This is a genomic window from Pararhodobacter marinus (assembly GCF_003122215.1).
GTDB classification, from domain to species: Bacteria; Pseudomonadota; Alphaproteobacteria; order Rhodobacterales; family Rhodobacteraceae; genus Pararhodobacter; species Pararhodobacter marinus.
Map to the genome: position 1 here is coordinate 378826 of NZ_QEYD01000004.1, position 14360 is coordinate 393185.

The window sequence follows — 14360 nt, forward strand, 5'->3', positions numbered from 1 at the left end:
TTGAAATGCCGACAGACTATCGCACGGACCGGGAATGGATCTTTACGACAGCCGCGCAGGGATCACGTCCTTCCTGTTCCTGAAATGCCCCCCGGAGCCTGTCGATCTGGCCTTCGTGTTCTGCAGCCCCTCGCTCAGCAGCCTCTATCCGGCCATCGCCCTCTACAAGGCCGGACTGGCCCCGAAAGTGCTGATCACGGGGGGCGGCACCGCCGTGAGCGGCGCGCCGGAATGGGCTTTCTACCGCGACCATGCGCTGGAGGCGGGCCTGCCCGAAAGCGCGCTGCTGATCGAGATGGAGGCGCGCAACACCGCCGAGAACGCGGCGTTCGGCGCGGCCCTGATCGAAAAGGCGCTGGGATGGGACCGGGTCCGCAGCCTTGCCGTCTGCGCCAAGCCCTTCCACATGCGCCGCGCGGTCATGACGCTGCGCCGGCACGTGCCCGAGGACCGGCGGCTGATCGCCCAGCCGCCGGACGATCCCGGCGATCTGTCGGCCGATACATGGTGGCAATCGGCGAAAGGCCGCAGGCGGGTCTTCGGCGAACTGACAAAGATCGGGGATTATGCGCTCAGGGGGGATCTGGGCGATGTCTGAGTCCGCGCGGATGCACCTGATCGGGATCGGCGGCAGCGGGATGCTGCCGCTGGCGCTGTTGCTCAGGCAGGCCGGCCACACCGTCACCGGCAGTGATGGCGGCTGCGATCCCGCGCGGCTGGAGCTTCTGCAAGAGCAGGGGATCGCCGCGCGGGTCACGCCCCATGCCGCGCAGGCCCGCGGCGCGGATTGCGTGGTGGTCAGCCCGGCCATTCCCGAAATCCATGTCGAAAAGCGCGCGGCGCGGCGCGAGGGCGTCCCCCTTCGGACCCGGGCGCAGATGCTGGCCAGCCTGATCGCGGAACGCTCCAGCGTCTGCGTGGCAGGCAGCCACGGGAAATCAACCACCACGGCGATGCTGGTGCATATCCTCGACGCCGTGGGGGCCGGGGATACGGGCTATATGCTGGGCGCGTCCTTTGCCGATCCGGCGCTGCCGCCGGCCCGGCTGGGCACGGCCACGGCTCCCTTCGTGACCGAAGCCTGCGAAGCCCATGGCGCGCTGGCAGAGTGGCGGCCGGCGCATGTCGTTCTGACCAATCTCGACGACGATCATGCGGACCATTACGGCGGGCCGGAGGCGCTGAAGCGCGCCTTTGCGGATTTCGTCTCGCGCGTGCCGCCCAGGGGGCGCATCGTGGCCTGCGGGGACGATGCGCGGGTCGCGGATGCCCTGCACGCGGCGCGCGGGGCGGTGCTGACCTACGGCTTCGGCGCCGGGAACGCGCTGCGCGCGGTTCCCGACCCGGCGGGCGGTGTCAGCGTTTCTCTGGATGGTAACCGGCTGGGCGCGCTGTCCCTGTCGGTGCCGGGCCGCCATAACCTGCTCAACGCGCTGGGCGCTCTGGGCATGGCGCTGGGGCTGGGGGTTGGTTTCGCGGCGGCGTCCCGCGCGCTGGCCGGTTTCCAAGGCGTTGCACGGCGGCTGCAACGCATCCCCTCGGACAGCCCGGTGCGCATCTTCGACGATTTCGCCCACCACCCGGCCGAGATCGCGGCCTCGATCGCCGTGTTGCGCGAAACGGCGCGGGGACGCGTGATCGCCCTTGTCGAGCCGCAATTGCACAGCCGCGTCGCGCAGATGGCGCCGCGTTTCGCGCAGGCGCTGTCGGGCGCGGATCACAGCGTCATCCTGCCGGTCGCCGCGCTGGGCGAGGCCGCGCCGGAACATGACGGAAACGCCGCGCTCGCCTCGGCCTGCGCGGCGGCTGGCCTGTCTTGCGCGCATGTCACCGACGAACCGGACCTGCTGCGCCGCCTGCAGGCCAATCTGCGCAACGAGGACACGCTTCTGGTCATGGCAGGCACCAGCGGCGCGGGCATCGCCCGCCGGATCGCCGCGGCGCTGGCGCAGTCCTCCGCGAACCCGGCGCCCGTTCCTGCGGCGAGCCTTCTGACCGGCGACAGGACCCCGCCCGCGCCTGATCTGCTGACCCTCGTGGCCCGGCACGCCGCGCAGAACCCCGGGGCGCCTGCGGTCGAGATGGGGCATCGCCGGCTCGACTATGCGGATCTCGTGTTCCGGGCGGGCGCGCTGGCCCGGATGCTGGCCGGGGCGGGGGTGCGGGCCGGCGACAGCGTCGGCGTCTGTCTGGGCCGCTCGGTGGACCGCGTGACCGCGTTCCTGGCGATCCTGCAGCTTGGCGGGGTCTTCGTCCCGCTCGACCCGGCGCTGCCCGAGGAGCGGCTGCGCGTCATGATCGACGCGGCGGGCGCCGGGACCATCGTCGTGAACGCCGCAAGCCCCGCCTTGCCAGACGACGGCTTGCATGTCGTCAATTGCGGACAGGTGCCGGACCGTGACGGCGCCTCCGCGCACGCCTTCGTTCCCGCCGATATCCCGGCCGAGGCGCTGGCCTACATGATCTTCACCTCGGGCACGACCGGCGCGCCCAAGGCGGTCGAAATTCCGCGCGGCGCGCTGGCCAATTACGCGGTCGGGGCGGGCCGCCATTTCCAGATCACGCCCGGCTCGCGGGTCTCGCAGCTCAGCGGTTTCGGCTTCGACGTGTCGGTGGGGGACATGGCGATGGCGCTGGCTGCCGGGGCCTGCCTTGTCTTTCCCACCGATCTGCAGGCGATTCCCGGCCCGCCGGTCGGGCGGTTCATCGCGCAGGCCGGGCTGACGCATCTGTCGCTGACGCCCTCGGCGTTGTCGATCGTCCCGCCCGCCGAGCATCCGGCGCTGACGCATGTGATCGTCGCGGGCGAAGCCTGCCCGCCTGCTCTGGTCGAACGCTGGGGCCGGGGACGGTGCTTCATCAATGCCTATGGCCCGACGGAAGCCACGATCGAGGCGCTGTTCGCGATCTGCACGCCCGGCCAGCCGGTCACGATCGGACGGCCCTTCGACAATATGGGCGCCTGCCTGATGGACAAGCACCTCCGGCTTGTTGCGCCGGGACGCGAGGGCGAGCTGTGCCTTTTCGGGCCAGGACTGAGCCAGGGCTATCGCAACCAGCCCGCGCTGACCGAGCGGCAGTTTCCGCTGGTCGCGCTGCCCGGGTTCGGCGACGTGCGCCTTTACCGCACCGGCGACCGGGCCAAGGCCGGGCGGGACGGCGCCTTCGTCTATCTGGGACGCAAGGACAGCCAGCTGAAGGTCAACGGCTACCGGATCGAGCCCGCCGAGGTCGAAGCGGCCTTGTGCGGCAACCCCGATGTCAGCGACGCCGCCGTGTCCCGGCTCGCCGCGCCCGGAATGCCGGATCGTCTGATCGCGCATCTGATGATGCGGGCGGGCGCCGCCGCGCCCGATCCGGTGGCGCTGCGCGACGCGCTGACGACGCGTCTCCCGTCTTACATGGTGCCCTCGGTCTTTCTTCCGGTGCCCGAGATCCCGCGCAATGCCAGCGGCAAGCGCGACCGTTCGGCGCTGCCCCTGCCGCCGCAGCTTCTGGCGCCGCCCAGGGCGCGAACCGTCGGCACGCCGACCGAGGCACGGCTGATCGCGCTGATCGGCGAACAGCTCGGCGCGCATGTCGTCACCGGCACCCGCGACAGCCTGCGCGAGGCCGGGGTCGATTCCCTGTCGATGGCGACGCTGCTCTTCGCGGTCGAGGACGCCTTCGGCATCACGCTCGATACCGGGTTCGAGGAAGGCTTCGATACCGTCGAGATTCTGGGCCTGATGGTGGATGCGCGGCTCCGGGCTGGCAGGACGCCCGTTTCGTCCGGTCTGGACGACGACTTGCGGGCAAGGATCGCGCCGCATCTGGCGACCTGGCCGGGCAGGGCGCTGGGCAAGGTCGGGCTGGTGCGCAGCCTGAGCGATACGGGGGCGCTGCCACGCCTCTTCTGGTGTTTCCAGGTCGGGACCGAGCTGTCGCGGCTGAGCGAAAGCCTGCGCGACAGGGTCGCGGTCTACGGGCTGCGCTCGGGGCATCTGGCGGTCGAATACAGCGCGGACAATCTGCAGGCGCTGGGCCGTCTCTATGCCGACGAGATCACCGCCATCGCGCCCACCGGCCCGGTCTTTCTGGGTGGCAATTGCCAGGGGGGCCTCGTGATGCGCGAGGCGGGGCTGGAATTGCTGCGCCGGGGGCGGGAGGTTCCGCTGACCATGCTGATGGAGCAGGGGCGCTTTTTCCACTATCCCGCCCGCACGCTGCTGATCTTCGGCGCGCGCAGCTATCTCAATCCCTATGGACAGATCGACGGACCCGAGCAGCTGTTCCGCACCGCCTATCCCGCCGGGCACCGGGTCGAGATCATCCCGGGCGCGCACGGACATTACTTCCGGCCCGAGAATGTCGATACCCTGGCGGCAACGCTTCTTCGCAACATGAGCCCTTTTTTCGCCGTGGAGCGCGGGACAGGGGCAGACGTGGCGCCGATCCCGCGCGCCGATGATTGCCTGAGCCCGGGCTGAGCGTGGCGCGGGGCATTGCCGATATCGCGGCGCGCCTGCGGCAGGTCCGGCGCGCCGCGCGCGCGGGGCTGGGGATGGCGTGGGGGATGCTGGGCTATCCGGTGGCGTGGTTCGGCCTGTTCCGCCCGCGCGACGCGCTGGCGGCAGCGGTGGCCGATCTGCTGATCCTGGGGTTCTACGGCGCGACGCCCCGCTCGCCCTCGGCCCGGCTGCTGGCCCGGCAGGTCCGGCGCGGACAGGTGGGCGCGGTGTTCTTCGTGGCGCAGAATGTGGGCCAGCCCGGCGACCTGACCGGCCTGCTGCGCCTGTTCCGCGCGGAGGACACCGCGCCGCTGATCGCCATCGACCACGAAGGTGGCAAGGTTCAGCGCCTGAAGAAGGACCACGGCGCCCGGCGCCTGCCGGCGGCCCGGACGCTCGCCGACACCCTGTCGGTCGCCGAGGCGCGGGCGCTCTATGCCAAGGCGGGGCGCGATCTGGCGGCGCTTGGTTTCAGCGTCAATCTGGGGCCGGTGCTGGATGTCGACGATCCCGCCAACCCGGTGATCGGCAAGCCGAAGCGCGCCTATGGCAGCGACCCCGAACGCATCGCCGCTTATGGCGAAGCCTTCGTGCGCGGCTTCGGCGAGGCGGGACTTCATTGCGCGGCCAAGCATTTTCCCGGCCATGGCCGCTCGGTCAGCGACAGTCATCACGGGGTCGCCGACATCTCCGCCCATTGGGCCGAGGACGAGCTCGAACCCTTCGCGCGCCTCTTCGCCACGGATCACGCGCCCGCTCTGGTGATGATGGGGCATCTGCGGCTGGACAGCCTCGCGCCCGACGGGCGGCCCGCCACCGTCTCGGCGCCCGTCGTGACCGGGCTGTTGCGGGGGAAACTGGGCTATCGGGGCGTGGCCATGACGGACGATATCGACATGGAGGCCGTCTCCCACCTGATGAACCGCAAGGAGGCCTTCGTTCAGGCGCTCGCGGCCGGGAACGACCTGATCATGATCAAGAACCTGTTCGGCTACGATCCGCTTCTGCCCCAGCGCGCGGTGCGCTGGGTGCGCAAGGCCATTGCCCGTGGCGTCCTGAGCGAGGCGCAGATCATGCAATCCGCTGCCCGGGTGCGCGCCCTGCGCGGTCCGGCGTCAAAATCGTAAGCCCGAGGCCGGGCCATCGGCGGCCCGGCCTGAGGCACAGCGGCGGTCAGGCTCCCGCATAAACCCCGTGGATCTGGTGTCCCGGATCGGCGAGCGCGTCGCAGATGTCGAAATGGTGCTTGTCGGGCTCTTCCCAGACCGCCACCTCGGCGCCGAGCCCGGTCCAGACCGAGGCCAGCAGCCGGTTCTGGCGCAGGAACTCGGCCCGCTCGCTGCTCCCTACCCAGCACAGCAGCCGCAATCCCTCGGGCGGGTGCAGCAGGGCGGGGCTTTCGCGCAGCGTCTCTTCAGGATCCAGCCGCAGGCTTTCGTTCATCTTCAGCCGCAGGAACGGGCGCAGGTCGCTCAGCCCGGAAATCGGGATCACCAGCTTCAGCCTGTCGCGCGTGGCCTCCGACAGTGCCGAGCCCTGCGCCGCGACCCGCGCGACCAAATGCCCGCCCGCCGAATGCCCGGCCAGCACGACGGGCCCGTCGATGCGCGCGGCGGCGGCGTCGATGGCCGTGGCGATCTCGCGGCCGATATCGGTGATGCGGACCTCGGGGCACAGGGTGTAGCCCGGCATCGCCACCGCATAGCCATGGGCCAGCGGCCCGGCGGCCAGATGCGACCAGTAGCTGTTATCGAGCGTGTGCCAGTAGCCGCCATGCACGAAGACGAACAGACCGCGCGGCGTGCCTTCGGGCAGGAACAGGTCGAACCGCTGGCGCGCGCCCTCGCCATAGGGCTGGTTCAGCTTCGCGCGGCCCTGCGCGGACAGCGCATCGCGGAACGCGGCGGCGGGCGCGACCCAGGCTTCGGGCCAGCGGTCGCTGCGGTGGATATGCGACGCGTTGGAATAGGCGCGGTCCCAATCCTCGATCTTGTGAAACATGTGCTCGGCTCCGCCTTGCGTATCAGGAACCCGCGACCGGACGCGGGGGAAGGAAGCGCGGGGGCAGGGCCATCAAACCCCGCCCCCGTCAGGTGTTTGCCGCGGATCAGTTGCGCTCGACGCCCAGTTCTTCGGCGACGGCGTCCAGCTGCTCCTGATAGAAGGCGATGGCCGCCTCGGCATCGACGCCGCGTTCGTTGGCATCGGCGATCCACTGGTCCCAGATCGGCGCGAGGCGCTCCTGCATCATTTCCAGATCCTCGCCCGACAGCTCGATCTGGGTCAGGCCGCCCTCGACCAGCTCGTCGACCGCCGCGGCGTTCTGCGCTTGCCAGACCTCGGCGAACTGGCGGACCATCGTCTCGCCCGACAGCGCGTCGATGGCGGCCTGATCTTCGGGGCTGATCCGGTCCCAGGCGGCGTCGCTGATGACGAGGAACTGGCTGGACGCGGCGAAACCGCCGGGCACGGCCATCACCACCGGCATATGCTCGGCCATGTTGAAGTCGCGCACAGTGCTGTAGGTTTGGAACATGCCGTCGATGATCCCGCGCGAGATCTGGTCATAGGCTTCGGTCAGCGGCGACGAGATCGACACCATGCCCAGCTCGGTCGCGATCCGCTCGACGGTCGAGCCGGGAACGCGGATGCGCAGGCCGTCGAGATCCTCGACCGTTTCCACGCCGGCGCGGGTGAACAGCTGGTACGACCCCGGCACCCACAGGCCCAGCAGATGCGTGCCTTCATGCTCGTTGGCATCCATGAAGAACTGCTGATAGGTGCGCCAGTTGGCGATCGAGTTGACCTGCGCATTCTCCGAGGTGAAGGGCAGCTCGACCATCTCGGTCAGCTTGAAGCGTTCGGGCGTGTAGCCGTGGACGCCGAAGGCAATGTCGGCCACGCCGTTGCGCACCATGTCGAAATGCGCGCCCGGCGCACCCAGCGCAGGCAGGATCTGCAGCGCCACGCGGCCCTCGGTCGCGGCCTCGACCTCGGCGGCCCAGGGCTCGATCATCTGGGTGATGATCGGATGGGTCGGCGGCAGCCAGTTGGAAAAGCGCAGCACGACCTCTTGCGCCAGCGCGCCGGTGGCGGTGCCCAGAAGCGCCAGCCCCGAGACGGCGGCAAACAGCGTGTGTTTCATCATGATCTTCTCTCCGTGTTGGTCGTGGTTTTGGTTGGTTGGCTCACATCATCCCGGGCAGCCACAGGGCGAGGCCGGGGACAAGAATCAGAAGCAGGATGCGGATCGCGTCGGCGATGACGAAGGGGGTCACGCCCCGGAACATCTTGCGCAGCGAGACCTTGGGCAGAACGCCCTGAAGGACATAGATATTCATCCCCACGGGCGGCGTGATCAGCGCGACCTCGACCAGCGTGACGACGAGGATGCCGAACCAGATCGGATCGTAGCCCAGATGCAGGATCAGCGGAAAGGTGATCGGGATCGTCAGCAGCAGCATCGACATGCTTTCCAGCACGCAGCCCAGGATCAGGTACATCACCACGATCACCAGCATCATCGCCCAGGCCGGCAGGTCCAGCCCGTTGACGAAGCTGTTCAGCGCGGCGGTGAATCCCGCAACGTTGATGAAATTGCCGAAGATCTGCGCGCCCACCAGCACGAAGAAGATCGACGCGCTCATGATCGCGGTCTGGCCCAGTGTTTCCAGCAGGATGCGCGGCGTCAGCTTGCGGCGCCACGCGGCGATGGCCAGCGCGCCGACCGCGCCCACGCCCGCCGCTTCGGTGGGGGTGAAGACATTGCCGTAGATGCCGCCGATCACCAGCCCGAACAGCAGGATCACCGACCCGACCGAGCGCAGCGCCACGATCCGCTCGCGCCACGAGCTGCTCTCGCCCGCCGGACCCGCAGCCGGGTTGATCGCCGTGGTGACGACGACCGCGCCCACATACAGGACCGCGCCCAGAAGGCCGGGCAGGATGCCGGCGATGAACAGCTTGCCGATATCGCTCTGGGTCAGGATTCCGTAGACGATCAGCACGACCGAGGGCGGGATCATGATCCCCAGCGTCCCCGCCGCCGCGATGGAGCCCGCGGCCAGAGAATCGTCGTAGCGGTAGCGCTTCATCGACGGATAGGCCACGCGGCCCATCGTCGCCGAGGAGGCCAGGCTCGACCCGCAGACCGCCGCGAACATGCCGCCCGCGATGATGGTCGAGATCGCCAGCCCGCCGCGCCGGTGTCCGACGAAGCGATAGGCCAGATCGAACAATTCCTTCGAGATCTCGGCGCGGCTGATGAGATTGCCCATCAGCATGAAGAGCGGGATCACCGACATGTTGAAATTGTGGACCGTGCGATAGGCGGTATCGGCCGCCATGTAGCCCGCAGGGCCCCAGTCGACGATCCAGGCAAAGCCGCCCACGCCGATGGCCAGCATGGCCAGCGCGATCGGCACCTCAAGAAACAGCAGCAGGAACAGCAGCGCCAGCGCGCAGAGCATGACGGTCATCAGATTTCCCCCATGCCCTCGGTCGGATCGTCGCCCTCGGGCGCCTTGCGGCTGAAGATCGTGGCAAAGGCCGAGACAAGGCACATCGCCGCCGCGAACCACGCGAAGGGCGCCAGCGGGAAGCCCGCGAAGATCGCCCGCGCACCGCTTGCGCTCATCTGGTTGCCCAGCCGCAGCAGGTGCCACGCGAAGAAGACATAGACCGCGATGGCCACGCCCCGGCTGACCAGCGTGAACAGCAGGTCCAGCCAACGATAGCGCTCGGCCAGCACGCGAAACAGCGTGACGCGCACATGCTCCTGTCTGAGCGTCACCACCGGCAGCGCGGCGAAGACCATGGCGCCCACGGCGATCTCGGTGATCTCGTAGGCGCCCGGGATGGGCCGGTTCAGGCTGCGCAGGATCACGTCCGAGAACGACACCCCCATCAGGAGGACGATGCACAGGGACGTCAGCACATAGAGCGGGAACAGCGCTTTCGAGGCGACCGAATAGGCCATCAGCGACTCTTTCCTGCAAGCGGGGCCCGGCTGCTCATGCTCCGTGCACCTTGTCCGCGGGATTGGTGTTCAGGTTGTATTTCATGATCTTGCCGTGACGCCCCTCGCGGTCGCCTTCCAGCCCGTAGACCGGCCCGTTCGGACCCGCCGCCTGCGCCAGCACCGCGTCGATGGCCGCGCGGTCTTCGGCGTCGAGCGTGACGTCGAACACTTCCAGCGTCTTCGGAAGGTGGCGGGCATAGCGCGCCCCGACGATGGCGCCGGCGACCTGCGGCTGATCCAGCACCCAGCGCGTGGCGATCGAGGACAGCGACACGCCGTGCTTGTCGCCCACCGCCTTGAGCGTCTGCAGAAGCGTCTGGAACAGCTCCCACGAGCCGAATTCGTCGATGATGAGGCGGTACTTGATCAGGCTGCGATTCTCGAAGGAAAAGCCCGGATCCTCTTTGCCCAGCCAGTTTTCGGTCAGGAAACCGCCCGCCAGCGTGCCATAGCACAGGATCTGCACATCGCGCCGCGCGCCCCACTGGGCAAAGCCCCCGGCGGGGCGGCGGTCCAGCAGCGAATACTGCACCTGCGCCGACACGACATCGAAGCCCGCATCGATGAAGCGGTCCATCACCGGCGTGTCCCAGTTGGTGGTGCCCAGATTGGCGATCTTGCCCTTGCGCTGGCAGTCTTTCAGCACCTCGAGCTGCTCGACCGCGTTGCCCAGCCCCATGTCCCACCAGAAGAACTGCACCAGCGGGATCCGCTCGATCTGCAGGCGCTTGAGCGAGCGGTCGACGATGGCCTCGATCTCGTCGGGGCGGATATCGGCCAGGCGCGAGAGATCCGGCACCAGCTTGGTATGCACCACCACGCGGTCGGCGACTTCAGCCCCCCGGCGGCGGCGGACATCGGCGATGAAGTGGCCGATCATCTCTTCGACGCCGGTATAGATATCGGCGCAATCGAAGGTGGTTATCCCGGCGTCGAGAAACGCCTCCATATCGGCAATCGCGTCCTGCTGGCGGACTTCGCCATGGCCGCCGGCCAGCTGCCAGCCGCCCTTGATGACGCGGGACATCACATGGCCCGGACGCAGCTCTGCGGTTTCGACGGTCATTTCTCTTCCTTCCAGTAGGGGGTCCCGCGCTGATCGGGCAGGCCGGTTGTCGCGGCATGCGAGAACCAGCGCTTGCCTTCGCGCACGATCCGCAGCCGCCCGCCGCAATGCGGGTCCGGGCAGGCCACTTCGGCATCGGTGGTCATCCAGTCATCGGCGTCGGTCTCGCGCTGCTTGGCGGCCAGAAGCGGCAGGACCGAGGCCAGCGCGAACATCGACAGGCGGGTTTCCTTCTCGAAGACCAGCGCCTCGCCGATCACCCGGAACGAATCGCCCTCGACATGGCGGCAGACGGGCGTGCGGCCGTCCAGGACGGTCTCGACACGCAGGTCGTAGAGCCAGAAACCGCGCTCTTCCTTCTTCTCCATTCCGGGCCTTTCCGTTCTTGACCGAGTCGCCTGTGATGTGTGATATTTTATCAAAGATATGATTTGGAGCTGTCAAGCACGAACATGAGCACCCCGATCATCGCCCGCATCGACCCGTTGAAATTGCGCGAAAATGTCTACTTCGCGCTGCGCGATGCCTTTACCCGCGGCGCCTTTGCGCCGGGCGACGTGCTCAGTCTGCGTACGCTGGCCGACCAGTTGGGCGTGTCGATGACGCCGGTGCGCGAGGCGGTGCGCCGGCTGGTGGCCGAGGGCGCGCTGGTCGATACGCCCTCCCGCACGCTGATGGTGCCGGCCTTCGATGCCCGCCGTGCGGCGGATCTGAAAGCGGCGCGGCTGGCCCTGGAAAAGCTGGCGCTGGATCAGGCGATGGAGCGGATCACGCCTGCCGAGATCGACGCGCTCGACGCGATCCTCGCGCGGCCGAAGACCGGCCCCGCCACGCAGCCCGACCTTATCGCCAACCATGATTTTCACCACACGCTCTACGGCGTCAGCGGCTCGGCCATCCTGCTGCCGATGATCGAAGCACTCTGGCTGCAATACGGCGCCTATCTGAACCTGATCATCAACCGCCCGGCGGCGGGGCTGATCGACGAACACGCCCATCACCACGAGATCATCGCTGCCCTGCGCAAGGGCGACCGGGGCGCGGCCCACGCCGCGCTGGAAGCGGATATCACGCGGTCCTTCCATGTCCTGCTGCCCTGACGCGAAACGACCCGCGATGCAGCGCAGGCGGGCCGTTCCGATGCAGGGGGCAAGGGTTCAGAGCGTCAGCACGACATAGGAATCGCGCACCTGCACTTCGTAGGTCTCGATCGTGTAGGGGCCCTCGACCAGGTCCGAGCCGGGTTTCACCGCGACGTCGAACGCCTTCACCTTCAGGCGCTGGGGATCGCAATAGGACTTGCCGGTTTCCAGGTCGAACTCCCAGCCATGCCATGGGCAGCGGACCATCTCGCCCTCGCGCTCCATCCGGTACTGGCCCGGCCGGTCGGCGCGCACCACACCCGTGACCTTGCCCAGGCAAAGCTGCGCGCCCTCGTGCGGGCAGCGATTGGCGATGGCCGACAGGCGCCCGCCGACATTGAAAATGGCGATGTCGCGCTTGCCCACGGTGACACGCTTCGACGACCCGGCCGGAATCTCGTCCAGCCGGCAAACCACATGCTCGCTCATTGATAGTGCTCCTGTCAGGCGTCAGGCGAGGTTGAAGACCTCGACCGCGTTGTCATGCATCAGCTTCGCGCGGTCCTCGGGCGCAAGCGGGACGCGGAAGGCGTAATCGGGATGGTCGAAATCCCAATGCGGGTAGTCGGTCGAGAACAGCAGCCGGTCGATGCCGATCCACTCGATCAGATCCGAAAGCTGCGAGGATTTCGCCGGTTCCTCGACCGGCTGGGTCGTCAGCCACACATGGTCGCGCACATACTCCGCCGGGCGCCGCTTCAGGTCGGGCACCTCGGCGCGGTAGCGGTCGAATTCCCGCTCCATCCGCCAGACGGTCGGCGGCAGCCAGCCGAAACCGCCCTCGACAAGGATCAGCTTCAGCTTGGGGAAGCGGTCGAACACGCCCGAGAAGATCATGCTGGCCAGAGCCGCCTGCGCGCCATGCGAGAAGGCGAAGTGCTCCTCGATATAGAACGAGGTCCAGCCGGTGCCGGTATTGGCGCGGGTGCCGAAGGCGGCGGAATGCATGCTGACGGGCAGACCCAGCGCCTCGGCGGCTTCGTAGATCGGCCAGTAGCGCTGGCTTCCGGCCGGCTCCAGCGTGCGCGGCGACAGCGAGATCTGCACGAACCGGCGGTCGCCCTCGCGCGCGCGGATCTCGCGCAGGGACGCGCCGGCATCCTCGTGCGCGATGGCAAGCGAGCCCTTGAGCCGCGCATCGGGTTCGATCCAGCGATCGAGTTGCCAGTCGTTGGTGCCGGTCGCCAAGGCCTCGGCCAGCCCGGGATGGAGCGCGGTATGCGCGGCGCTCAGGGGCTGCAGGATGCCATGGGTGATGTTCAGCGGGTCCAGAAGCTGCTCTTGCAGGAAAGGCAGGTCCGAGGCCGGCGGCCCGCCGACCGGCGGAAAGCTGTCCTGCCGCATCCCGGTCGCCAGACGCGGGTAGGGCAGGGCGCCGACCAGCGGCGAGGCGGTGTGGATGCCGAAATCCAGCACATGCCGGCGCCAGCGTTCGGGCAGGTACGAGGCCAGATCCTCGGGCGAGCGATAGGTGGGGTGGATGTCGCAATCCACCACCGGCTGGCCGGTACGGGCGACCGGGGTCGCGCCGGTCAGGTCACGGGTCAGGGTGTCAGCCATGGGACAGCTCCAGTCGGTCATAGGTGGCAAGGGCATTGGCGCCCCAGACGGCGTTCTGCATCGTCTCGGGCAGGCCATGCGGCAGCCCGCGCGTGGCGTGGCGATGGGGGAAATCCGAGGACCACAGCAACATGCCGGGATCGGGCAGCTGATCCAGAACCTTGGCCGCGTTCCCGTCGTCCAGCGGGCCGTCGAAGGGCTGGGTGGTGACGCGCAGGTGACGGGTCATGTACTCGATGGGCGGCTGTTCCAGCCAGGGCACTTCGATCCGCGCGCCTTTCCAGTCCTTCGACATCCGCCACATCAGGCCCGGCAGCCAGGAAATCCCGCTTTCGGTCAGCACGACCCTCAGGGCGGGGTATTCGTTGAACACCCCTTCGGCCACCAGGCTGGCGACCTGGCTGGCGAAGGATTGCGGCTGCAGCACCGCCTCCTCGATCCGGGTATTGGGAAAGCCCGATTGGGTGGGGGCGTGGCGGTTGTTGCCGCCCGGATGGATGGCCAGCGCAAAGCCGTGCTCGGCCGCCGCGCGATAGATCGGCCAGTATTCGCGCCGTCCCAGCGGCTTCTCGCCATTCAGAATGGCCAGGATCTGCACGAAGCGGCGGTCGCCGGCCAGGCGCTCGATCTCGGCCACGGCGGCCTCGGGGTGCTGGAAGGGCACCAGCGCCGAGGCCCGCAGGCGCGGATCGCGGTCCAGCCATTCGGCGGCCAGCCAGCGGTTGGTGGATTCGCACATCGCCGCCGCGATATAGGGATCATAGGCGGCATGCGCGCCCGACAGCACGTTCAGGATCGCCGCATCCACCCCCATCGGGTCCAGATGCGCGGCAGCCAGCCCGGCGGCATCGGCCTGCACGGCGGGATCCTCGGGACGCTGTGGCAGCAGGCTGACGGGATAGGCCATCAGCTCCTGTCGGTCGATGCTGCGATAGGCGAACATCTCGGCCCAGAAGCGCGAGGCATGGGGCGCCAGATCGGCCAGCCGGGGCAGGCGCGGATGGATATCGCAATCGATCCGCACCAGCCGGTCGCCGGTCCCGCTTGCCGTCTTTTCCATGACGTCGGTTGTCATTGCAGCG

General features: G+C 68.4%; 13 protein-coding genes. 4 read left to right on the top strand and 9 right to left on the bottom strand.

Going from position 1 to position 14360, the window contains the following annotated elements; genetic code table 11:
* The first annotated feature begins 34 nt into the window (after window positions 1–34).
* From C4N9_RS08600 to C4N9_RS08610, 3 genes are read left to right on the top strand one after another with little or no spacing between them, the layout of a single operon-like run.
* Window positions 35–598, top strand: coding sequence for a YdcF family protein (locus C4N9_RS08600; protein ID WP_109532901.1), 564 nt, complete (start codon window positions 35–37; stop codon window positions 596–598).
* Complete coding sequence (locus C4N9_RS08605; protein WP_109532951.1) at window positions 591–4469, top strand: amino acid adenylation domain-containing protein; 3879 nt, start codon at window positions 591–593, stop codon at window positions 4467–4469. Before C4N9_RS08600 ends, C4N9_RS08605 begins: the two co-directional genes overlap by 8 nt.
* Window positions 4451–5617 (top strand): glycoside hydrolase family 3 N-terminal domain-containing protein, encoded by a 1167-nt coding sequence (locus C4N9_RS08610; protein ID WP_146195140.1) that lies wholly within the window; start codon window positions 4451–4453, stop codon window positions 5615–5617. The genes C4N9_RS08605 and C4N9_RS08610 overlap by 19 nt, the downstream gene beginning before the upstream one ends.
* A 46-nt stretch (window positions 5618–5663) precedes the next feature.
* Here the strand turns inward: C4N9_RS08610 and C4N9_RS08615 are convergent, their stop codons facing one another.
* From C4N9_RS08615 to C4N9_RS08640, 6 genes are all read right to left on the bottom strand, one after another.
* A complete protein-coding gene (locus C4N9_RS08615; protein WP_109532903.1) occupies window positions 5664–6491 on the bottom strand; it encodes an alpha/beta hydrolase in 828 nt (275 codons plus the stop codon).
* A 106-nt stretch (window positions 6492–6597) separates the two neighbouring features.
* Complete coding sequence (locus tag C4N9_RS08620; RefSeq protein WP_168192173.1) at window positions 6598–7635, bottom strand: TRAP transporter substrate-binding protein; 1038 nt, start codon at window positions 7633–7635, stop codon at window positions 6598–6600.
* Between the two features lie 43 nt (window positions 7636–7678).
* Window positions 7679–8968 carry a TRAP transporter large permease gene (locus tag C4N9_RS08625; RefSeq protein WP_109532905.1) on the bottom strand — a complete coding sequence of 430 codons (1290 nt, stop codon included), beginning with the start codon at window positions 8966–8968 and terminating at the stop codon, window positions 7679–7681.
* Window positions 8968–9468: a TRAP transporter small permease gene (locus C4N9_RS08630; RefSeq protein ID WP_109532906.1), complete on the bottom strand. Its 501-nt coding sequence runs from the start codon at window positions 9466–9468 to the stop codon at window positions 8968–8970. Before C4N9_RS08630 ends, C4N9_RS08625 begins: the two co-directional genes overlap by 1 nt.
* 34 nt (window positions 9469–9502) lie before the next feature.
* Window positions 9503–10576, bottom strand: a complete 1074-nt coding sequence (locus C4N9_RS08635) for an aldo/keto reductase (protein WP_109532907.1) — start codon at window positions 10574–10576, stop codon at window positions 9503–9505.
* The gene (locus tag C4N9_RS08640; RefSeq protein ID WP_109532908.1) at window positions 10573–10944 is read right to left on the bottom strand and encodes a TIGR04076 family protein; all 372 of its coding nucleotides are present in this window, start codon (window positions 10942–10944) and stop codon (window positions 10573–10575) included. The genes C4N9_RS08635 and C4N9_RS08640 overlap by 4 nt, the downstream gene beginning before the upstream one ends.
* An 84-nt stretch (window positions 10945–11028) precedes the next feature.
* Here C4N9_RS08640 and C4N9_RS08645 point away from each other — a divergent pair, with 84 nt between their 5' ends.
* Entirely contained in the window at window positions 11029–11676 is a 648-nt protein-coding gene (locus tag C4N9_RS08645; RefSeq protein WP_109532952.1) for a GntR family transcriptional regulator, read from the top strand.
* Between the two features lie 57 nt (window positions 11677–11733).
* Here C4N9_RS08645 and C4N9_RS08650 read toward each other — a convergent pair whose 3' ends face one another.
* The 3 genes from C4N9_RS08650 to C4N9_RS08660 are packed head-to-tail and all read right to left on the bottom strand — an operon-like array spanning window position 11734 to window position 14353.
* Window positions 11734–12147, bottom strand: a complete 414-nt coding sequence (locus C4N9_RS08650; protein WP_109532909.1) for a Rieske (2Fe-2S) protein — start codon at window positions 12145–12147, stop codon at window positions 11734–11736.
* A gap of 21 nt (window positions 12148–12168) precedes the next feature.
* On the bottom strand, window positions 12169–13278 hold the full coding sequence (locus tag C4N9_RS08655) for an amidohydrolase family protein (protein ID WP_109532910.1): 1110 nt from the start codon (window positions 13276–13278) through the stop codon (window positions 12169–12171).
* Window positions 13271–14353, bottom strand: coding sequence for an amidohydrolase family protein (locus C4N9_RS08660; protein WP_210404002.1), 1083 nt, complete (start codon window positions 14351–14353; stop codon window positions 13271–13273). Before C4N9_RS08660 ends, C4N9_RS08655 begins: the two co-directional genes overlap by 8 nt.
* Window positions 14354–14360 lie beyond the last annotated feature (7 nt).